This is a genomic window from Celerinatantimonas sediminis (genome assembly GCF_046054195.1).
Lineage (GTDB): Bacteria > Pseudomonadota > Gammaproteobacteria > Enterobacterales > Celerinatantimonadaceae > Celerinatantimonas.
Genome location: NZ_JBEQCS010000009.1, coordinates 22,177 through 44,043 on the forward strand (window position 1 = coordinate 22,177; position 21,867 = coordinate 44,043).

At 43.1% G+C, this 21,867-nt stretch carries 23 protein-coding genes; 5 read left to right on the forward strand and 18 right to left on the reverse strand.

Features of this window, described 5'->3' with window-relative positions:
• Positions 1–75: 75 nt before the first annotated feature.
• Positions 76–654 (forward strand): TetR/AcrR family transcriptional regulator, encoded by a 579-nt coding sequence (locus ABTQ23_RS11750; RefSeq protein WP_408615927.1) that lies wholly within the window; start codon positions 76–78, stop codon positions 652–654.
• 263 nt (positions 655–917) lie between these two features.
• Here the strand turns inward: ABTQ23_RS11750 and ABTQ23_RS11755 are convergent, their stop codons facing one another.
• From ABTQ23_RS11755 to ABTQ23_RS11770, 4 genes are all read right to left on the reverse strand, one after another.
• Positions 918–2,111, reverse strand: coding sequence for a sugar transporter (locus ABTQ23_RS11755; protein WP_408615928.1), 1,194 nt, complete (start codon positions 2,109–2,111; stop codon positions 918–920).
• Between the two features lie 348 nt (positions 2,112–2,459).
• A complete protein-coding gene (locus ABTQ23_RS11760) occupies positions 2,460–4,100 on the reverse strand; it encodes a phosphoethanolamine transferase (RefSeq protein ID WP_408615929.1) in 1,641 nt (546 codons plus the stop codon).
• On the reverse strand, positions 4,100–4,459 hold the full coding sequence (locus ABTQ23_RS11765; protein ID WP_408615930.1) for a diacylglycerol kinase: 360 nt from the start codon (positions 4,457–4,459) through the stop codon (positions 4,100–4,102). Before ABTQ23_RS11765 ends, ABTQ23_RS11760 begins: the two co-directional genes overlap by 1 nt.
• Positions 4,460–4,614: 155 nt before the next feature.
• Entirely contained in the window at positions 4,615–5,535 is a 921-nt protein-coding gene (locus tag ABTQ23_RS11770; RefSeq protein WP_408615931.1) for a LysR family transcriptional regulator, read from the reverse strand.
• 103 nt (positions 5,536–5,638) lie between these two features.
• Between ABTQ23_RS11770 and ABTQ23_RS11775 the strand changes: the two genes are divergently transcribed.
• The 3 genes from ABTQ23_RS11775 (at position 5,639) to ABTQ23_RS11785 (ending at position 8,317) form a co-directional block, all read left to right on the forward strand.
• Complete coding sequence (locus ABTQ23_RS11775; protein ID WP_408615932.1) at positions 5,639–6,589, forward strand: aldo/keto reductase; 951 nt, start codon at positions 5,639–5,641, stop codon at positions 6,587–6,589.
• A complete protein-coding gene (locus tag ABTQ23_RS11780) occupies positions 6,582–7,691 on the forward strand; it encodes an alkene reductase (RefSeq protein ID WP_408615933.1) in 1,110 nt (369 codons plus the stop codon). The genes ABTQ23_RS11775 and ABTQ23_RS11780 overlap by 8 nt, the downstream gene beginning before the upstream one ends.
• Positions 7,692–7,843: 152 nt before the next feature.
• The gene (locus ABTQ23_RS11785; protein WP_408615934.1) at positions 7,844–8,317 is read left to right on the forward strand and encodes a Fur family transcriptional regulator; all 474 of its coding nucleotides are present in this window, start codon (positions 7,844–7,846) and stop codon (positions 8,315–8,317) included.
• Position 8,318: 1 nt separating this feature from the next.
• Here ABTQ23_RS11785 and ABTQ23_RS11790 read toward each other — a convergent pair whose 3' ends face one another.
• The 5 genes from ABTQ23_RS11790 to folE2 form a co-directional block, all read right to left on the reverse strand.
• Positions 8,319–9,164: a metal ABC transporter permease gene (locus tag ABTQ23_RS11790; RefSeq protein WP_408615935.1), complete on the reverse strand. Its 846-nt coding sequence runs from the start codon at positions 9,162–9,164 to the stop codon at positions 8,319–8,321.
• A gap of 31 nt (positions 9,165–9,195) precedes the next feature.
• Positions 9,196–9,921, reverse strand: coding sequence for a metal ABC transporter ATP-binding protein (locus ABTQ23_RS11795; RefSeq protein WP_408615936.1), 726 nt, complete (start codon positions 9,919–9,921; stop codon positions 9,196–9,198).
• A 26-nt stretch (positions 9,922–9,947) separates the two neighbouring features.
• Positions 9,948–10,838, reverse strand: a complete 891-nt coding sequence (locus tag ABTQ23_RS11800; protein WP_408615937.1) for a metal ABC transporter solute-binding protein, Zn/Mn family — start codon at positions 10,836–10,838, stop codon at positions 9,948–9,950.
• Positions 10,839–10,985: 147 nt separating this feature from the next.
• Entirely contained in the window at positions 10,986–11,546 is a 561-nt protein-coding gene (locus ABTQ23_RS11805) for a DapH/DapD/GlmU-related protein (RefSeq protein WP_408615938.1), read from the reverse strand.
• Between the two features lie 13 nt (positions 11,547–11,559).
• Positions 11,560–12,468, reverse strand: a complete 909-nt coding sequence (gene folE2 / locus ABTQ23_RS11810; RefSeq protein ID WP_408615939.1) for a GTP cyclohydrolase FolE2 — start codon at positions 12,466–12,468, stop codon at positions 11,560–11,562.
• A gap of 310 nt (positions 12,469–12,778) precedes the next feature.
• Here folE2 and ABTQ23_RS11815 point away from each other — a divergent pair, with 310 nt between their 5' ends.
• Entirely contained in the window at positions 12,779–12,958 is a 180-nt protein-coding gene (locus tag ABTQ23_RS11815) for a LysR substrate-binding domain-containing protein (RefSeq protein WP_408616040.1), read from the forward strand.
• Between the two features lie 81 nt (positions 12,959–13,039).
• Here ABTQ23_RS11815 and ABTQ23_RS11820 read toward each other — a convergent pair whose 3' ends face one another.
• From ABTQ23_RS11820 to ABTQ23_RS11860, 9 genes are all read right to left on the reverse strand, one after another.
• Positions 13,040–14,176 (reverse strand): ABC transporter ATP-binding protein, encoded by a 1,137-nt coding sequence (locus tag ABTQ23_RS11820; protein WP_408615940.1) that lies wholly within the window; start codon positions 14,174–14,176, stop codon positions 13,040–13,042.
• A 4-nt stretch (positions 14,177–14,180) separates the two neighbouring features.
• Positions 14,181–14,915: an HAD family hydrolase gene (locus tag ABTQ23_RS11825; protein WP_408615941.1), complete on the reverse strand. Its 735-nt coding sequence runs from the start codon at positions 14,913–14,915 to the stop codon at positions 14,181–14,183.
• Positions 14,908–16,329, reverse strand: coding sequence for a CehA/McbA family metallohydrolase (locus ABTQ23_RS11830; RefSeq protein ID WP_408615942.1), 1,422 nt, complete (start codon positions 16,327–16,329; stop codon positions 14,908–14,910). Before ABTQ23_RS11830 ends, ABTQ23_RS11825 begins: the two co-directional genes overlap by 8 nt.
• Positions 16,330–16,384: 55 nt before the next feature.
• On the reverse strand, positions 16,385–17,662 hold the full coding sequence (locus ABTQ23_RS11835; RefSeq protein WP_408615943.1) for an extracellular solute-binding protein: 1,278 nt from the start codon (positions 17,660–17,662) through the stop codon (positions 16,385–16,387).
• 5 nt (positions 17,663–17,667) lie between these two features.
• On the reverse strand, positions 17,668–18,573 hold the full coding sequence (locus ABTQ23_RS11840) for a carbohydrate ABC transporter permease (protein ID WP_408615944.1): 906 nt from the start codon (positions 18,571–18,573) through the stop codon (positions 17,668–17,670).
• Positions 18,574–18,579: 6 nt separating this feature from the next.
• On the reverse strand, positions 18,580–19,464 hold the full coding sequence (locus tag ABTQ23_RS11845; protein ID WP_408616041.1) for a carbohydrate ABC transporter permease: 885 nt from the start codon (positions 19,462–19,464) through the stop codon (positions 18,580–18,582).
• Positions 19,465–19,595: 131 nt separating this feature from the next.
• Positions 19,596–20,507 carry a LysR substrate-binding domain-containing protein gene (locus ABTQ23_RS11850; protein WP_408615945.1) on the reverse strand — a complete coding sequence of 304 codons (912 nt, stop codon included), beginning with the start codon at positions 20,505–20,507 and terminating at the stop codon, positions 19,596–19,598.
• A 42-nt stretch (positions 20,508–20,549) separates the two neighbouring features.
• Positions 20,550–20,939 (reverse strand): hypothetical protein, encoded by a 390-nt coding sequence (locus ABTQ23_RS11855; RefSeq protein WP_408615946.1) that lies wholly within the window; start codon positions 20,937–20,939, stop codon positions 20,550–20,552.
• Between the two features lie 208 nt (positions 20,940–21,147).
• Complete coding sequence (locus ABTQ23_RS11860) at positions 21,148–21,513, reverse strand: hypothetical protein (protein ID WP_408615947.1); 366 nt, start codon at positions 21,511–21,513, stop codon at positions 21,148–21,150.
• Between the last annotated feature and the right edge of the window lie 354 nt (positions 21,514–21,867).

Here is a 21,867-nt window from a genome sequence, read left to right on the forward strand (position 1 = left end):
TTAAGCAAACAAAGTGCAACAAAGCTCAAGATGCGTTTAAATACCCCTCAAGGGCAGTAATAACGAAAAGTCAGCATGAATACAAAACGAGAACAGCTTATCGAGCAAAGCGCCAAGCTTTTTAACCGTGAAGGCTTTCGCTCTCCAAGCATTGATCAGATTGTCGCCTACGCAAACATTGGCAAAATGACGTTCTATCGATATTTTCCAGATAAAATTAGCCTGATAGAGGCTATTCTAGAGCAGCGCTTAAATAGCTTTTTAGCCGATTTAAACCAACAATTAGCTCAAGCCAACTCAGCCAAAGAAAAGCTCTACACATTGTTCCATTATTATGCGCAGTGGTTTGCCAGCGATGACTACAATGGCTGTTTATTTACGCGCTCAAGTTTAGAATATGGCCAACAATATCCACAAATAGCTCTTTATAACTGCAATTTTAAAAGCGCACTCACCGAAAAAATTCAGCACATTTTACGATTATGTCTTAAGAGAGAACCCGCTGAGCGAGTCAGTGTCATGTTGTTACTATTAATTGATGGCGCCATTGCCAGCAGCCAATATCAAAGCCGCGCAACCAAAGAGTATCAACCCGCCCAAACAGCTTTTCAGGCAGCTAAAGCACTCATTTATAGCGAAGGTGGTACGCTTTAAGAACTGCTAGTGTTGAGTTTTCGAGTATTCGAAGGGCTATCTGTCGGCTTTATATTGTAGTCTGACCCGTCCTAAAAAAAGAATATGCGCCACAAAACCAATAACCATCTGATTTATAAGATAAACCTTAAGGTTAACTGGGCGGCTAAAATGTGATTCAAACAAAAAATCCGACATCAAGGACTGACATCGGATTTAAATTTTTTGAGCGTTATCAGAGCAATTAATGCTCTTGGTGCTCGTTATGGTTCGCGCTGTTGTTACTAGCAGTTGCTTTGTTTATGAACAAGCGATGAGGTCAAACCAAAACGCCAGCAACAGAAGCCACACATTACAAATCCAGCAGCAGCAACTAATGCGCCTACTTCGCCAATATGGGCCATTCCTAACTGCAAACTAACCTGACTACCAAGCAGTGCACCAGAGCCAATCCCAAGGTTCACAATCCCTGAGAAAAACGCCATGGCAACATCTGTGGCATCATCAGCTAACGCCAATACACGCAGCTGCAAGCTCAGGAAGAATAACGTTATCGCAATTCCCCAAACCAGCGCCAAAAGACTCATTGTGCCCTCAGAGCGACTTACTGGTAATAGGCAAGCCATCACAACCGCTAACATCGCAACAACGCCATTAAGCAATAAACCAGGATAGCGTTTGTTCAGATAGCTGAACATAAAGCTGGCAGCAATACCCGCGATGCCAAAGACGAACAAAATAGATGTCGCAAATTGGCTTGATAAGCGTGCAATCTGTTCAATAAACGGTTCAATATAACTATATGCACTGTAATGAGCAGTAACGACCAACAATGCCAGAATATAAACACTCACCAGCGCTGGACGGCGAAATAGCACTGGAATACTTGCAACTGAGCCTGCATTTTTGCTCTCAATCACAGGCAATATGCGATAAAGCAAAATGGCGACCAGCAAGGCAGCAAAACCAATAGCTGCAAACGATGCGCGCCAGTTAAAGGTTTCATCAATTAATCGACCAAGAGGCAGACCTAAGATCATCGCAATCGATACGCCTAAAGCAACCATGCTAACTGCTTTTGTCTCGCCACCTTTAGGCGCAATACGCACCGCCAGCGAAGGCGTTATCGCCCAGAAAACAGAGTGCGCAATAGCAACACCAAGACGAGAAACCATCAAAATCTGAAAGTTCCAGGCAAATGTCGACAAAATATGGCTAACCACAAACAGAGCAAACAGCCCCATTAATAATTTACGGCGCTCCATATGACCAGTCAGCAATAAACATGGCACTGATAATAAAGCCACACACCACGCGTAAATGGTCAGCATAATTCCCACTTGAGCAGCCGACATCGAAAAGGTGTGACCAATGTCAGTTAGCAACCCTACAGGTACAAATTCTGAGGTATTAAAAATAAACGCGGCGATAGCCAGCGTAGTCACTGGCACCCATGCGGCAAATCCTGAACGACTCATAAGTCATGCCCCAAGCTCAAGTGTTTAAAGAAAGTAGTTTAAAATGTGATCGCGATCATATAGAAGAGTATGCTCAATAGCGATAGGCTGTCGAATAATTATTTTTAAAAATATTTAATCGTCTGATTAATAAGAAAATTTTTCATAAAAAAACAGCCATCCATAGATGGCTGTATAGCGATTATAAAACAGATTTAACAGCTAGAGACTATTGATCTTTGATAGTTGAATTTTGTTCAAATTAAACGCATTTTGAACGCGGCGCAATCTGCGCCGCCTAATGAGTTAAGTGAGCTGTGTGCAACAAAGTTCAGGATGCGTTTAAATGAACTCAAAGGGCGACAGTTCCTAGGTCCGACATGCTGCAAACAAGTCCTGTTTTGGTCGGTAAACTTTGCTTTTAACATCCATAATTCCCAGCAGTGAATCAAAGATATAATCCTGACTAAACCCGCCTCGAGAGCCTTGTTTTCGCATACAACTCAAATCTAAGTGCTTAGCACTCATAAAACCATCAGAAAACCACATGATCATCGGCACTCGTTTTTGAAAATCTGGAGCAAATTGATACGACGTGCCATGTAGAAATAGACCGCTTTCGCCCAGTGACTCACCGTGATCAGACATATACATGACAGCTACATTGTAATCAGATGATAAAGCGCTGAGCTGATCGATAGTCTGTTTTAACACGAAATCACTAAAGCGCAGTGAGTTATCATAGGTGTTGGTAATCTCTTTAACGCTACAGTTTTCAATGTCCGCCTGATTGCAATTAGGCTTATAAAAAGCAAATGCCTTTGGATAACGCCAAAAATAGGTTGGGCCATGGCTCCCAATCATATGTAGCAATATCATTCGGTTACCATGCATCGATTGAATATCGTCTTTTAGATGCTCAATTAAAGCTAGGTCATTACACACATGACCATTGCAGTGTGGCAATGAAACATCGGTATTCAATTCTTCAAGCTTGACGCGCTGGGCCACACGTTTGTCACCACCATCGTTATCTTTCCACAGGATATCGACCTTAGCGCGACTGAGAATATCTAGCGCATTATCTTGGCGATCGGCATGGTCTCGGTCAAAATTAGTGCGATTCATCTGCGAAAACATGCACGGAACCGAGACAGCTGTTGAAGTGCCACAACTGGCAAAATCTTTAAATACCACGCGATTTTTAAGATTCTGTGTATACGGCGTCGTTTGACGGGCATAACCATTGAACGAGTAGTTTTGCGCTCGGGCCGTTTCACCAACTAAAAAGACAAATATCGTGGGCTTTTCTGTCGCAGCTAACAAAGCCTGCTGACTCTGATGGGCATCTTCACCCAATTTGCGATAGGCAATCGGCTCAGAAAAATAGGCATCACGCAGATAACGATAACTATTGTGTAAAAATGCACTCGGCACCACACGTTTTTCTAGCACTTTGTGGTTACGAATGACCGATGAATAATCTTGATAATAAAAGTAGGCGATCAGTAAAATCCCGACCACTGATAAAATCATCGACAATAGCTTCTTTAAGCTAAACTTCAGTATGCTTTCATGTTTGATGTGAATTAGCGCGATAATCACAGCCGGGATAACGCCTAAGATAATCACCCAAAGCAATACATAAGAGCTAAAGTATGAGGTCGCTTCGCTAGAATTTGTCTCAAATAAATTACGGATCATCGATCTGTCGAAGATAACGCCATAATTGTATTCGGCATAGCTTAAAAAGCTCGAAAGTATAACCAACACTATAAATAATGGCTTGGTTAAATAAGGCCAGCTAATAACATTAAATAGCAGATTAAACGCTAACGTAAAAAATATTGGAATGGTAATTACAAAACCAATACTAAAATCATCTAGTTTAGCTAAAATTTTATATATATCAGAATAAACAGCCATATTAAGTGCGGCTGCAATAAATAGAGAAAAAATTAACGTTAACTTTGAATTTGATACAGCTAATTTAGATAAATACCGCTTCATTAAACTAAAACCCTAATCCATACAAATATTGCTAAGCCAATTGACAAAAATACAGCGGCCGATGCCATATCCTTTGCCATTTTGCTAAATTCATTCCATTGAGATCCAAAACGGTCTACAACTGCTTCAATTGCAGAATTAAGCACTTCCACAATCAGAACAAAAACTAAACTAGCAACTAATAAGATCTGTTCGACTTTTGAGATATCCAAAAAGAAGGTTAAAACAACGAGGAATATTGACAGAATTAACTCCTGTCGAAAAGCAGCTTCTCTATATGCGAAACGAAATCCATCAATGGAATAGCGCGTCGCATAAAAAATCCGCTTTATACCTTGGTGAGTATAAACTTTATGCATATGATCCATCATCTAATACATACAACAAAGGCGGACGATTATCTTTATCTAATGATTCAGTGTCAATTATTATTATTGATGCATAATACATTAGTTAATAGTTATATTTATCAATATATTTCATTTTCAATATAACCATTTACAAATAACGTGCATTACTCAAGTAACCAATCATGAGGGACTTGTTGACGAATATAATCACGAATAAAGTCTAAAACATAACTAATTCGTTCAGGTAAATAGTCACGATGGGGAAATAATGCTTTTACTGTTTGTTTTTCGCCAATCGTATACTGAGGTAGAATTTGGACCAAGCGGTTATCGGCTAATTCCTGCTGCACTGCCCACTGCGATTTGATTGTAACTCCTGCGCCCCGCATGGCTAAGTACGTTAAGTAGTCTCCCGTATTACAAAACATCACACTTTCCAAAGCAATTTTGTAGGTCTTTTTATCTTTGGATAATGTCCATTGACGAAGATGTGGATAAGACAAACACACATGTTGCTTAAGGTCGTGCGGCGTCTTTATCTGTGGATGCTCACGCAGGTATTCAGGACTGGCTAACATAATGCGCTGGTCTTTAAGCAGCGGCACCGCATCAACATGCGTCTCATCGTGGCCACCGACCCGAAAGCTAATATCAATTCCCTCTTCAATCAATTTTGACAAACTATCCTCAAGTACCAAGTCAATCGATAACTGAGGATGCTTTTGCATCAGCATTTTAATGGGTTCTAGCAAAAATAATCGAGCAAATGAGTGAGGCGCCGATAGCCGTACCGTTCCCTTTAACTGCTCGCTAGTAACTTTATCAAATGATGAACCTCGAGCATTCATCTTCTCGGTTAATTTGAGGACTTGTTCCGCCAAGCTAACCAGCCCAGTACCCTCTTCAGTGAGTTTTATATGGCGAGTCGATCGGATAAACAATGTCTTACCGGTAAGCGCTTCTAAGCGCTGAATGCGATGTGTAACAACAGCAGGAGAGTAACCAAGTTGTTCGCCAGCCTGGCGAAAATTCAAGGTCCGACTAATAGCCAACAACAAACGTAAGTCCGAAATATACTCAACCATTGTTAAAAAATCCAAAACAGTTTATTAACTAAAAACCATATTATCAAATATAACCAAACAAAATACACTGACAGTTGACTCACAATAAAAAGGAGACATCTACATGCAATATCGTAAGTTAGGTCAAAGCTCTATCGAAATCGCACCCATCGTTTTTGGTGGCAACGTCTTTGGCTGGACAGCCGACGAGCAACAATCTTTTAAATTGCTGGATGCTCTGGTCGATCTTGGAATCAACATGGTCGATACTGCAAACGTATACTCAGCTTGGGCTCCAGGCCACGTTGGTGGTGAATCAGAATCAATCATGGGCAGATGGTTTGCCAAATCAGGCAAACGAGACAAAGTGGTTGTCGCAACTAAAGTTGGGATGCCAATGGGTGATGGCTCAGAAGGTCTTAAAAAAGACTACATCATCAAATCTGCTGAAGAATCACTCAAACGTCTGCAAACTGATCATATCGACCTTTATTACGCCCATAAAGACGATACCAATACCCCGTTAGAAGAAACACTTGGCGCATTTGAAACGCTGATTAAAGATGGCAAAGTGGGCGCAATTGCCTCATCTAACTACAGCGCCGAACGTCTAAGTGAAGCACTCAAAGTCGCTAAAGCCGAAAATCTGCCACAATACATTGCCCATCAGCCAGAATATAACCTCTTTGATAGAGCCGGTTATGAATCTGCTTTGGAAAAAGTATGCCAGCAAAATGAGCTTGGGGTTGTAACCTACTTCTCATTAGCAAGCGGTTTCTTATCCGGCAAATATCACTCAAAAGCAGACTTAGAAAAATCACAGCGTAAAGATTTTCTGGGTAAATACATGACGCCTCGCGGTGAGCAGATCCTAGCAGCACTGGCAAAAGTTGCGGATGCCCATCAAGTACCGATGGCAACTGTGGCTCTTGCTTGGATTATGCATCGTCCAAGCGTTACGGCTCCAATTGCCAGTGCAACTTCTATTTCTCAGCTAGAACAACTGGCGCAGGCTGCAACGTTGAGCCTGTCAGATGAAGATATGAGCGCATTAAACGAGGCGAGCAATGAGTAATCAGCCAGAAAAGTCGCTTTTTGACGCTGTAAATTTTGGCAATCTTGCATTAAAAAATCGTTTTGTCGTACCACCGATGACACGTTGTCGCGCCGCTCAACCAGGAAATGTTCCAACTGAGCAGATGGCCGCTTATTACGCTCAACGCGCCGAAGCGGGCATGATCATCTGTGAAGCGACCCAAGTCAGTGAAGATGCTCAGGGGTATTCATTTACCCCTGGAATTTACACCAGCGAACAAATTGCGGGTTGGCAAAAAGTAACGCAGGCCGTACACGACAAAGGTGGCGTTATCTTTTTACAGCTTTGGCACACCGGACGCATGTCTCATGAAAGTTTTCATCATGGACAGCCTCCGTTAGCGCCTTCGGCAATTGAAACGCCAGAAGGGACAGGAGTGTGGATTGCTGATGCATCAGGCAACGGGCAAAGTGTTCGCTGTAGCGCCCCTCAAGCCATGACTCTTGCGCAGATTAAGCAAGTTCAGGACGACTTTGTCCAAGCGACTATCAATGCCAAAGAAGCAGGGTTTGATGGCGTTGAATTGCATGGTGGTAACGGCTATCTCATCGATCAGTTCCTGCGCAAAAGCTCCAATCAGCGCGATGACCAATACGGTGGCTCACCATACAATCGTATTCGCTTTGTGTGTGAAATTCTTGACCGGTTAGTTGATGTTTATCCACCATCGCAACTGTGTGTGCGGTTTGCTCCGCATAATCAGACTCGCGGAATGGATGACTCAGACACGCCAGAGACGGTCTTATTAGCCATGGTGCATATGGCGAAGTTAGGTATCGGATTTGTCCATTTTGCCGAAGTGGACTGGGACGCTGAACCTGATGTGCCAGAGGAATTTCGGGCCATTGCTCGGGAAATCTTCCCCAATATGATTATTGTGGCAGGTAAATACGACCAGCATAAAGCAGATTGGGTTTTAAGTCGCGGTTACGCCGATTTAGTGGCCTTTGGACGGCCTTTTATTGCAAACCCCGACCTTCCTTATCGGATGAAACATCAAATTGCTCTGAACCCTTTACGCGATGAGTTTCTTTATGGTGGCGATGCACTCGGTTACCTCGATTACCCGCTTGCACACTAGCATTTCTTAGTCAGTTAAAAAGCGCTCACTTTGCCAGTGGGCGCTTTTCAATAGTTGAACAGCAGCCATCAATTGTTATAACATAACATAATTAAAACAGTGATAAATAGCGCCTTCGCGCCGCACATGAGTTATAAATCGGGAAAACTGATATGGATCGATTAGTCGATATCGTGAATTATGCCAAAGCAAGCTGTAAGGATTTAGGTCTGCATTTTACACGTAAGCGGCAACTGGTTCTGACGCATTTAGTGCAATCAACAAAAGCACTCTCTGCCTATGAGTTAGCAGATATTTGTCGGATTAATTCAAATGAAAATCTATCAGTGATGTCGGTATACCGAATCCTCGATTTTTTAGCCCAAATCGGTATCGTCCATAAATTAAAGTCGATCAATGGCTATGTGGCCTGCTGCAACATCAAAGAAGAAGATCCCAATAGTGTGGCTATTTTTTTAATCTGTCGCCAATGCCATCGGATTAAAGAAACGCATGTCGATTATGCCTATTTGCAGCATTTAAAAGATGCCACCAACGATGAGCAATTTACACTCTCTAGCCATCAAATCGAGTTAGAGTGCCAATGCCAAGATTGCCTAAATGCAACACAATCCAGCGCGGACTAACTTAGTCGCTATTAAGCTGATTGCAAAGCTTATGCTTATACCAGAACTCTGATAATTTCTCACATAACAAGATAATGCCAAGCGCGAGAGTCTCTAGCACAATTATCGCAGCGCTCGCGGTGACATCGATAAAGTAAGCTGCAATTAACCCACCGACACAAAAGACAAATGACGACAATGCTGCAATCACCATCATCTTCCACAGACGGTCGGCATAGCGCATGCCAATGAACGAGGGAATCGTCAGCAAGGCAATGGTCAAAATAATCCCTACCACACGAATCAGTACCACTGTCGCGCAGGCGGTCATTAACAATAATAAGGTGTAGATGAGCCAGACGGGCACTCGCTTCGTGCGAGCATACTCCATATCGAAGGAGATCATCAAAAGCTCTTCGTAAAACACTACAGCCAGCACTACAATCAGTGCGACTACCGTTGCCATGACCCATAGGTCAAATGATGATACTGCCAACATGCTACCAAATAAATAGCTCATTAAATCAACGTTATAGCCATTAGAGAAATCAAGTAGCAAAATACCGATTGCCATTCCCACAGCCCACAAAGCGCCGATTAGGACCTCCGTTCGCTCACGGCGTTTGACCGTCAAAGCCCCCATCAGCAAAGCTGTCGAGCTGGTAAAACATAACAGAGTTGGCAACAGCGGTAAGCGCAAAGTAATAGCCGCCCCTACTCCGCCATACGCTGCATGAGCCACACCACCGGCTAAAAAGACCAGCTGGTTAATGACAATTAATGTCCCAACGATGCCACACGCGATACTGGCGAGCACGGCAGCCATTAGCGCATGTTGGATAAAGGTGAAGGAGAAAAATTCGTGCATAACGGTGCAATACTCTTAAGCGTTGGAGAGGTTAATAATCATTGGCGCAGCGCGGTAGCTGCTCGATAGTTGTGCCCAGCGAAAGCGCCAGCATTTTATCAGTTAGCTCTCGCCCTTTATGATGAATAACCTGGCGATTAATAAACGCAATATCACTAACAGGCAACGCTGAAGTATCAGGGTCATGGGTAATCAGAACAATCGTTGCGTGCTCATTTAAATGGGAGAGTAACTGGTAAATTTGCTCTTTAGATTTAGCATCTACGTTAGCAGTTGGTTCATCAAGTAGGATAAGCCGTGGCGATGAAACTAGCGCTCTGGCAATCAATACTCGCTGGCGTTCACCACCAGAAAGGCCATTAAAAGCTCGTTTGGCCAGAGCCAACAAGCCAACGGTTTGTAAGGCGTTCATCACCTTTTGTCGGCGCTTCGCGCGTGACAAGCCCTTACATTTATACAAGCCGAGATTAACGACATCAAAAACTCGAATAGGAAGACGCGAGTGCGTGACAGTAATTTGCGGTACATAACCGATATCGGCCAACGCTGAATGCGGCTGTCGGTCAAATAATTTAACACTGCCAGAAGTTGGCTGAACTAATCCCAACAGAAGCTTAGCAAAGGTTGTTTTGCCGCCACCGTTTGGACCTAAAACCAACAGAAAGCCTTTTTCGGCAAGCTCTAAACTGGCTTCTTTTAAAACCATCGATTGCTCATAGGCAAAACTGACTGTGTTAAATTCAACCGCAACCGGCATTCGCTCGCTCTTCCTTTATTTCTTCGTTATTTCAGCGCTTTAGAAAACGCATCAGCAACAGCTACTAAGTTTTTACCCCAATCAGCTGCCAGTGGGTCGACCGCAACAACCTGACCACCGATTTCAGCTGCAATTGTTTTAGCAGCTCGTTTTGAGAACTGAGGCTCAACAAAGACAACTTTAATCTGTTTTTGTTTCGCAACTTTAATCACTTTTGCTAACTGAGCAGGTGTTGGATCGGTACCGTTAACTTGAACAGGTAACTGATGCAAACCATAAGCTCGTGCAAAATATCCGAACGCAGGATGATACACCAAGAACTCACTTGCATGTGGATTATTCAGCGCTTTTAAAATTTCGCTATCAATTTCATCAATATGCAAAGCAAATTTACGGAAGTTCTGACGATAATCAGCCGCATGTTCTGGGTCTTTTGCAATCAACGTGTCACGAATTGTGCCGGCCATGATACGCACTAATACCGGAGACATCCAGATATGAGGGTCACCTCGGCTCGGACGACAAGGATATGCTTTGGCTTTTGAAGGAGCACCATCGTCATCACCCACCCCAGCAGGCCACTGACGACGACAAATACGGCCATATACAGGAACAACATCCATTTTAGGATTCACACCGGCAATTCGATCCTGCCATGCATTTTCAAATGGCACACCCATTGGGAAATAGATTTGAGTTTTAGCCAGCGCTTTCATCTGCGCCGCTTTTGGAGCATAAGAATCAGGCTCTGCTCCCGGTGGAACAATCACTGATACATCGACATGTGAACCACCGACTTGCTCTACAAAATATTTTTCTGGAACAACACTAACTGCAACTTTCAGTGGCTGTGCGTATACCACGGCTGGACACGCCAGAGTAGCCGCTAAAAGCAACTTGGCAATTTTAGACACCATTGAAATGAAACTCCTTAAGATAGCAACAAAAGCAGAAGCAAAACCTTAGAATCGAAGTGCTTCTGCATCCTCTCTATAAGGTTTGTTATGTTATAACGTTTTCATTTCGCTTTCAACGAGCCTTCTGCACAGACGGCACAATCCTACCTACAATTCGTTGGCGATTTTTTTGTAGCCCTCTACCAGAGCATTGTTTGCCGACACAACAGACTCTGAAAATTCCGAATAATGAGGTGGTACTTTAGCAATGCTCGACAAGTCAAACCCAGCACTCACGTTGGTCATCGGTGGAATATGAAAGTTAGGGCTTAAATCAATGCTATCAACCACACTGTTATGGCGAATCACACAGCCATTACCAATATGGGTATTAAAGACCACGCTGTTAAATCCGATAAAAACGTCGTCGCCAACACTACATGGACCATGAACAATACTGCGATGGGCAATCGAGCTGCGAGCTCCGACATGAATTGCAGCACCCGCTTTAGAGTGAATCACCACCCCATCTTGGATATTGGAGTCTGCTTTGATCACAATAGGTTCAATTTGACCATTTTCATCAACTTCATCGGCACGAATCACCGCATAGGGGCCGACAAAGACATTGTCTTCGATGATCACATGACCACAGATAATAGCCGTTGGGTCAATAAAAGCCGATTGCGCAACTTGCGGGTAATGGCCCGTTGGGTTTTTTCTTAACATGTCTGCACTCCTCTTATGAATGGTTTTTATAATCTATTGCTACAGCATTGTGTGCGTGTAGGCTTTCTTGATGTTCAATCTTAAACCAGTAATCACGAATAAAGTTAAATGACTCAAGCGCTGTTTTGAGTTTGCGCGCGGCATCTTCACAAAACATCAAATTTTCGGCATTAAGCTTAGCAAACGCCTGCTCATCTTCTCGTTTCACTGCCGTTTGAACGGGGGTGGTTATCACCTGTTCAAGATGCTCAAGCAACGCTTGCAAATCAGGGAAGTATCCTTTGGAAAAGTCTAGCTGTAAATAGGCAAAAGAGCGTTGACTATGTGGTGTTGCCACAGTGCCCTGTTCGCTGACTAACCAATCGAGCAAAGCCTGTTTATCAATGGTCTGTGAGTTAAAGCGCTCTTCAACCGCTTCTTTATATAACTGACGAGACAATGAAGCGGAACAAGGACAAGTACTGGAGTAGGTAATTTGCAGCTCAGCGCTTAAGTTAACCCCGCTTGAAACCTGACTAATCGACAGTTTTATTGGATACGTTGCATAACCAATCTGCTCACTGAGTAAGGCCTTTTTAGCAATCATCAAATCAAAAGCTAAATCGACCCGGGCCGCACGGCTAATCCCCTTTTGCGATTCAACCAGCTCACTGAGCAGCGTTTTAAGTAATTCAAGGCTCAAGGGTTGATTGGCCAAATGTTCATACAATTTAAGATACAAACGTGACATATGAATGCCTTTTGCCTTTGGATCATCAAGGCTGACAAACACATTCGCTTGTGAGCTGACACTCATCGGTTCGTGAGACTGACTCGTAATGATTAAAGGTAAGGCTATTTTTTCCATCCCAACCCATTTTATTGGGTGAGGTTGGCTCGCGTGTTGCGTAGACGCCACATCGGGCAGAACGGGGTGATTCATATTTAACATCTCAATCTAAATCTTTAAAATATGTTAAGCCGTTTTGCGATGCGCGAGAAAACGCGCTAGCAAAATCTGCAACATACCGAATTTTTTGAAATGTTATATCATAACAATTACATTTTTTTAATCAGATCTTATCAATCAATGCATGACTCAATAGAAAATAAGCATTCTATGAGCTGACAAGCTCTGGTGGAAATTATCTTGCGACAAGAATAAACCCTCTCGGTACTGCGCGAGCCGCGCTTTCAGGTAGCCTGAACAATTTGATACCCATATCAAACCACAGATCACGAAATTAGGGCCAATATTGGAGCTCAACACACTCGAAGCGATTATGTTGGCAGTTGAAAAAGGGTTAGGACTAACGTTTGTCTCTCGCCTTGCAGTCAAAGAGCGCCTCGAGAGCAAACGTTTAATTCAGTTAAATCTAACCGGTTATTATCCACGCCAGCTGCATCTGGCTTGGCATAAAAAAGTACCATAACGTGTTAATTCGCCACTTTATTAGGCTTTGCCAGAATCAGCGACCGACCAGATAATTTAGCTCTTAACCGACAGTTCCAAACTAGAGCAATGTTTGCTCTGTTTTTTGCGAAAACAGATGGCAACGGTGCATATCAACGGCTAACTGATAGCGCTGGCCCGTTGGATAATCACTGGCAGAGGTGTAACTGTGACACATCACTAGTTGGGAGTGCTCATCAATATCAAAATACAGATAGAGTTCTTTACCTATCGCTTCTCGCACTTTTAACTCAAGCTCAGCAAGATACGCATAGCCATCTTCAGCAGATTGGTTTTTTTCAACCAATGTAATATCTTCCGGACGAATTCCGAACCAGATCGCCTCATCAGGCACGCCTTGGAGCTGATGAGCTTTCTCTTTAGGTAAACGTAATCGCTGACCTGTTGAAAGTTCCACTGCCAATTGTCCCTCGTCGCTTGCCAGTTTAGCTTTAAGCAGATTCATCGCAGGAGAGCCAATAAATCCGGCCACAAATTTATTCGCCGGTTTTAGATACAGGTTCATTGGCGTATCAACCTGCATAATTTTGCCCTGATCGAGTACACAGATGCGATCGCCTAATGTCATGGCTTCAACTTGGTCATGGGTTACATAGATCATCGTTGAGCTTTGCCCTTGAGCTTTCAGATCACTATGCAATTGGGCGATGCTGACGCGAGTTGAAACCCGCAGTTTGGCATCTAAATTAGACAAAGGCTCATCAAATAAAAACACGTCAGGTTTTCGAACAATCGCTCGCCCAAGAGCCACTCGCTGCCGTTGCCCTCCAGATAACTGCCCCGGTTTGCGCTTTAACAGCTGATCAATTTCCAAGGTTTTTGCAGTTTTTGCGATACGCTGCTCAATCTCTTGTTTATCTAATTTGAGCTGCTTTAAGCCAAATGCCATGTTTTCATAAACAGACATATGGGGATAAAGTGCATAGTTTTGAAAAACCATCGAGATCCCGCGATCTTTGGGCGCTAAGTCGTTCACCCGCTGCTCACCGATATAAATATCGCCACCAGAGATCTCCTCTAGACCAGCAATCATCCTCAGGGTGGTTGATTTGGCGCATCCGGATGGTCCCACAAACACCATAAATTCGCCTTCGCGAATCGTTAAGTTAATGCCGTGGACTGCTTTAAAGCCATTTGGATAAACTTTTTCAACTTGTTTTAATTGTACGCTTGCCATGTTCTTAACCCTGCTCTAATTGCTGTAAATGCCCGAGAGTTAGATCAGCAACGGAGCTAATCACCAGATCGGCAAACGGATGAATTTCGCTATGGGTTGATGTCCCTGAAAGCACACCGATGCTTTTCGCGCCACTGTTACGCCCAAAGCTCATATCGCACAGCGTATCACCGAACATGGCGACTTGTTCAGGCTTAAGCTGGCATTGCTGGCAAAAACGCTCCATTAAAGCGCTATCAGGTTTAGGCGCAATGTCACCATCGCTGTATCCGACAAAATCAAATAGCTCCAACAAACCCGCTTTTTCTAAGGTATAAAGAGTCGAGTCTTTACTATCTGCTGTGGCAACTCCCAGCTTAAATCCTTGCCGTTTAAATGACTCTAACGTTTCTTTGACGCCACTTAACGCTTTAACCGATTCCGGGCTTGCGAGCGCTTCAGCCAAAAAGGTTTGTTTCACATCTTCGTTAAATAGCGCTAATGTCGATGTGGGATTGAGCATCTCAAACCACTTCTTTGACATATCTTCAACCGGATTACAGGCTAACAATCCGTGAAAATCAATCTTGTTATTTTCAACACCAATCGCGCTGAGTAACGCTGTTTCATTAACCGTTTTATCTTGAGCGTATTTAGCCGCCACAATGACCACGACTCGTTTAGCAACACCTAACCACATCTGTTCAAACTCGATAAGTGTGCCGTCTTTATCAAACAATAACCCTTTAATTTCACTCACTAGCAACTATCTCTTGTAACTGTCCCCAGGTCTTTGGACCTGATGTATCTTGGCGCATGTTTGCACCGTTATAAATCGGATTAATCAGCGCATCTAACTCTCCCGGCGCTACCGGCGAGCCTTGTCGAATATCAACGCGAAGCCACTTACAATGCGACATATCCCATTGCAACGAGACGCTCTGTTGACCAAGCGCAACACATTGAACGCACTGACCATCAACCACCAACTGCGCGCAATAATTGGCAGTTGTATTGCCAATGCTAAGCTCGATATTCACCATTGCATCGGCGCAATCATCGCCGGGCAGCAGTGCGCCGTCGTTAAGCGAAAACTGAATTTGGCTGCGTCTTGCAAAGTAACAGCGCCCTTGTCGAAGGCCTTTGATAAGCGCCGCACAACTTAAGTTTTGCGCATAAATATAGGTGGCCGGATCGCCGTATATTGCCGGCTCCGTCGCGTTAGGATTTCGCTCATCAGGCGTTAAATGGTTGTCACTGCCCCCCACTGCAACAATGTGATATCCAGCGTTCCACATCGCATTGAGAACTTTAAGCGCCGACTCAGTGGCTTGCGCTGAGGTTGACCAAGTTGGATCGCAGCACACTTCCAAAGAGTTGATAGCATCAAGTGGCATCTCGGCATATTGCCAGTGCCAGGGTTTCATCATCGGATGGTTAATGCTTAAGTTACTATTCGCTGAGCTCGCAATTTCAATGCCCTGAGCAATCATCTCTGTCGAGTGAAAATGCTCTTTATCAATGGTGAGGCTTTTCGCAGGTGCATGGATATTAAAATGGCCCAAATCGGTGGTCACTTCAAAACCCGGTAAAAATAGGCAACGCTCTGAGTCCGGCAGGCGCGAATCCAACAGGTTATGCTCGGTCATAAATAAAAAATCTAACTGCTGCGCATGAGCAATGGCCACCGCATCAGCCATATGATTATGGCCATCAGAAAGCACGGTATGCGCATGCAGATCGCCTTTATACCAACCAGCTTTGGCGTTTAAACAGCGCTTGATATCGAAGGTCACAGCACGTTTAGTATTTAAAGTTCGATGGCCCTGATACTCTCCACCCAGCTCACCCTCTAATGGTTCAATTTGCACCTGATAGCGCATTGCACTGTCACGACGAAATTCGCCATTTGGATTAAATAACACGACTTGCCATTGTCCGGGGACAATCTCATTCCCAGGGGCTGCCCAGCTATCAGTGGGGCGAATCGTAACCGTTTTTTTACTCTTTTGCCCGACAACACCCGCACGATAATGGCCATTGGCATCATAGATAAAACAATAGATAAAACCGGTTTTGACCGTACTCATGGTGATTTGAAAGGATTGAGCGCTGAGCACATCAAAATGGTGAGTCTTTACCCCAAAATTCATCTCACCTTCAAACAGATACATCAATACTCCTTGGCTTAAAACGAGGTCAGATAGATTATCCGACCTCGTTTTATGCTTATTTATGGTTGGCTCTGTCCAGTGCTCGCTGGGCTTTACGCGCAGCCATTTTCAGTGCTTTGGCTGCCGGAACATTTTGGATTTCAACCTGATCGGCGGCCACTTTTAACGCGTCTTTAATCTTGCCGTTGGTCGGGTCAACAAAATAAAGATTTTTCGTTAAGTTCGCCTGCGTTAGCGGTACCAAGGCCTGTGGGTTGGCTTTGACATAATCATCATACGCTTTGACCTGTTTGACGCTCATTCGAACCGGGATATAACCCGTTTGCATCGACCAGCTCGCCGTATTTTCAGCGTTGGTATAATATTTCATGAACGCAAACGCGCCTTGAGCAGCTTTATCACTCGTCCCTTTAGGCATCACAAAAACTTGAGCCCCCGCCATCGGAGATGGCTGATGAGACCCCCATCCAGGCTGGATAGTGGCAGCCAGTTTAGTAAAGTCCAGATCCGCTTGGTCACCCGATGAGCCGGTGTAACCTAATGCTCGGCCTTTCATGACATCATCAATGGTTTTATACCAATATTCCCAGCCCTGACCACCATAATGAATCCGCATGATCTGATCATCATGGATCCATTTACGAAACCCATCCCACACTTCAATCCATTTTGGTGAATCAATTAGGATTTTCTTGCCATCATCACTGATAACCTTGCCGCCATTGGAATAAACTGCAGACAATAAGTTTTCATATCCCCACATCGGTTCCCAACCATAAAAGGTCGTTCTATCACCATCTTTTTTGGTAACCGCGGCGGCAACTTTGGCCAACCCTTGCCAAGTTGAAAGATCTTTGGCACTAAAGCCACTGTCTTTTAATACTTTTTTATTGTAATAAAGAATTTGGGTGGTCCCGTAGGCGGGTAGCGCTATCACCGAACCATCGGCTCGAGTCACCTGTTGGCGAAATGCAGCAACAAAATCATCGAAATGAAAATCCGGTTTAATGTAGCTGCGAAGGTCTCGAAGCAGATGCCGGTTAGCCATTGAATCGGCCTGTGAGGCAGTAAGCAGTGCAAATTCTGGCGCAGTTTTAGAGGCCATACCCGCCTGCAATTTTTGGAATGTTTCGGTATAGCTACCTTGCAGTGCACCGTTAATGTGATACTCACTCTGACTCTGGTTGAAATCTTTAATCATCTTTTCAAAGATTTTTTGCGGTTTACTACCACCGGCATACCAGAAATTCACCTCTGTTTTTGCCAGTACGGATTGCGAAAGCAAAACACTCGCAACGCCAGTACAGGCCACAATCAATGTTTTTAGTTTCATATTCCCTACTCTTTTACGCCATTGTCGGCGAAACCGGACAATATGGCTTTTTGACAGATAACAAATAATCCCAATAGCGGCAGCACAGCAATGGTGCTAGCCGCCATAATGTGTGACCAGTTCAGGCCATAATTACCTTCAGCAATAAAATACTGACGAATTCCCGTCGCAATCAGATTTCTATCCTGCGTCGTAATCACCAAACTCGGCCACATATAGCTGTTGTAATTCATGATGAACGTAATCAGAAACAGCGTTGCCAAAGCAGCTTTACATTGAGGCAACACAATACGGAGCAAAATCTTCCACTCACTCGCCCCATCAATGCGAGCGGCTTCAATGAGTGAAGGATGAATTTTTAAGAACACTTGGCGCAGATAAAACACACCAAAAACGCTCACGATATTTGACAACACCAGCCCGGTACGCGTATCAAGCAAGCCCATTTTGGCCAAGATGATGTAAGACGGAATGTAAGTAACCGCGCCCGGCAGCATATAGCAGGCCATGACCACGAAATAGAGGGTGGTTTTACCGCGAAACTTAAGCTGCGTCAGCGCATACGAAAACAACGCAGAATTGATCAACACAATTGCCGTTGTCGCAAAGGCAACGGCAAAACTGTTAAAGATATACAGCCCAAATGGAGCGCTGTGAAATGTTTCAATAAAGTTCTGCCAATGCAGATGTGCTGGAAATAAATTCAGCGGGCTTGCAAATATTTCATCATTTGTTTTTAACGACCCAGATAACATCCAGATAAATGGGAAAACCATTAATATGCCACTGATAATTAAAAATAGATGCTTTATCCCTATTTTTAATAAGGCTGTTGACAAATTAAGACGTAACGAATTTTTCTCAGGAGTACTCAGCGTAATTTCCTGAGATATTTTCAATGACTTCATCATTTACTCCTAATAATAAACCCAGCGTTTACCCATATAGGTGTTAATTAAAGTTAGCGCACCTGTTAGTACTAATATAATGAGTGAAGATGCCGCTGCAGGCCCCATTTCATAACGCTCAAACGCTTGTTGATAGAATAAATATAAAAGCGTTCTTGTTTCGCCACCTGGACCACCTTGAGTGAGAATTTGGAACTGATCAAAGGCTTGAATTGCATTAATCATATTGACAATAACTAAGAAGAACGTAGTGGGTGAAACAAGTGGTAGGGTAATTTTAAAAAACCGCGTCACAGGTCGACAGCCATCGATTAAAGATGCTTCATAAAGTGAGTGCGGAATTTTATTCAATGCACTGATATAAAACAACATTGTCCAGCCAATCGCCTGCCAAACAGTCACTACAATCACCGCTATTAGCGCAGTAGAGCCATGCTCTAACCAAGCGATGGGTTCAATACCGACCATCTGCAACAGGCCGTTAATCAACCCATCTTTTGTGCTGAAAACCCATGACCAAACAATTGATACGGCAACTGTTGGCGTAATCCACGGTGAAAATATAACAGCCTGATAAAAATGACTGCCTGCAAACTTTTTATGTAAAAGCAGTGCAAATAATAATCCTAAAATAACGGTTGGAATCACTACACCCAAAGAAAATTCAAACGTATTGGTTAATGCCTGAGTAAATTCAGGATCATCAAACATATAATGATAATTATCTAACCCAACATACGAATAATTTGGGGAAATATAATCCCAATCAGTGAAACTAATATAGATACTGTAAGCAAAAGGAAATAACCAGAACACCGTCAATGGAATAATTAACGGAGCCATGAAACCTGAGAGTTGAATTCGTCCTTGCCAGCGCTTAATAAGCCTGTTCATCATTCCTCATATAAAAGCCGAAGTTGCTATTACGATATACTATATAAAACTAATATATAAGGCTTACATGACAGATATATGACTATTCACCCCCTATATTTTCTATACAAAGACTTAAGATAAACTAAACACTAGCATTTATTTAGTTCAGAAAAATTAAAGTCATTACCGTCTTTAACAACCTGTTCGTGCAACCAGTTACAGAAGAAATTGATCTTGGCATTGTCATTTTTTGGGGTTATTAAATAGTGAGCCGATTCGGTGGGCATATAGGCATGATGGGCTAACACAACCTGCTGCTGATTCAGCGACTCTTTGACGGCCAAAGAGCGGATTAAAAGCATCCCCAAACCGCATTTAGCCGCTTGAATAGCCTGCATCGAGTTTGTTATTTCCAATTGAATTTTCGGCAACGCTAATGAGAAGTGGTTGTGATTTAGCCACTGCAACCAGTTTTCCTCATAACCTTTAACCTGTATCGCGGGTAAGCCTGCAAACTCCCCCGCATCAAGCGCACTCGCATACTTGGCTTTATATTCTGGGCTTGCAACTAATACCCATTGCTCTTGAAAGAGTTTCTCGATTTTGACATTTTCTGCCTCGACATAGCCATTGGTCAGTTCAATGTCGGCTTGTTCGCAAGGAATAGTTGATGGCCAATCGACAAGCGAAATGTCCAGATGAATGGATGGGTATTGCGTCATGAAATCAGCCAATCGAGGCATCAACCAACTATAACAAAAAGTATGATTTACCTTGAGTCGTAATACTTCATCACGGGGCGATTGAAATAAAATTTCAGTCTGCAAAGATAGATGATGCAATGAGCCAGCAACTATTGGCAGATACTTTTGCGCTTTAGTGGTTAACACCATACCTCGAGGTGTGCGAGTAAATAATTTTGCCTCAAGAAAAAGCTCTAAGCTTTTTAATTGCTGACTAATTGCGGCTGATGTGACATGTAGCTCCTTGGCTGCCGAACCTATCGAACCTAACCGGGCAACAGCTTCAAAAGCTTTAAGAGCCCTTAAAGGTGGCAACATAATGTTCTCCTTATGGATGAAAACCGCAAATTTAAGTATCGCTTAACTAGAAAGACTTCCCCTTTGCCAATGTGAGCGGATCCGTTCGATAAATAGCAACGCATCACTGACAAGCGCGATAGCCGTGCAGGTAAATGCCACATCAAATAAAAATCCCGGAGGGTTGGACCAAAGCGTAAAAAATGCGTGAATGCTGTGCTCATTCAGATCAGGGCAGATTAAAGCTGCAACAACCAGTGCGATATTAGCAATAGCTGAGCGCTTCGCTCTCTTATCTAGTTTTTGGTATTTAATCCCTTTGTGCGCAAAAATATGAAACACCAAAACAGCTAAAGTGGCAGGCCAAGCGAAAACTAAAACCATCAGTAAAGAACCTGGATTCAATACCTTTAATATCACAAACAGCATCGCGGCAAGGCTTGCAATGAGCATAAGAACTCTCGAATTAAGATTAAGTCCCTTAACCATACGGGCTCATCGGTATAAATCAATGGTCAGAAATAGTTAAATTAAAGGAAGTTGACCTTTTATGCTTGTTTTTGCGCCAATCAGAGGCCAGTTTAGGCAGTAAAATGTAATGATTAGCCTAGCATCAGGCGATACGTTATCAAAAACAATGGCCCTAAAAATAATAAAAAAGTTAATGCCAAAATCGTTGGACGAGGAGAATACAATCACAAATCATCGAGACAATAAAAGAGCTAACAGCAAGTGTGCTCATCACTGCCGGAGGGTTTTTGATGAGAGTGAAAAACACATAGTTGGAATAGTTATCAGCGCCATCAGGAAGCAATAGAGCACTTAGCGCAAAACAGATATTCGCAGCCAGAGCAAGGGCTGTGACTAACGTAACACCCTGATAGTTTACGCCATAATGGGCAAATAGATGAAAGCCAAAGACAGCCAATGTCAAAGGCGCTCCCATCACCATGGCATAACCATACCACCCCATGTTCCCCAATTTGAAGAATAAAAAAGCCAATACTGCCCCAAAAGCAAACCACATAAACGTTATACCGATAATTGTTTGAACTAGCGAAGCGATAGCTTAATCGATTCTTTTATCAAAAACACGCATGGTGTTATGCCACAAAGAAATCACTCTGATAGAAGATGATCGCGTCATTTTAATTTTTGCTAGAATTTTCATTTAAAATGTAAAAAAGAATGTTCAATCAAAAAAATATTATTAAACCTTTAAAAAAGTAAATCTTGTTCCTGTAAAAACTATTTTATCCAGCTAAATAATGCTAATCCCTCTTTTTTAGCCAATTAAAATTTCATAAAAAACAGATAAATAAGCTATATTGTTATCAACAAAATAAAAAATAAGTTCGTTTTTTAAACAATTTTATTGAAA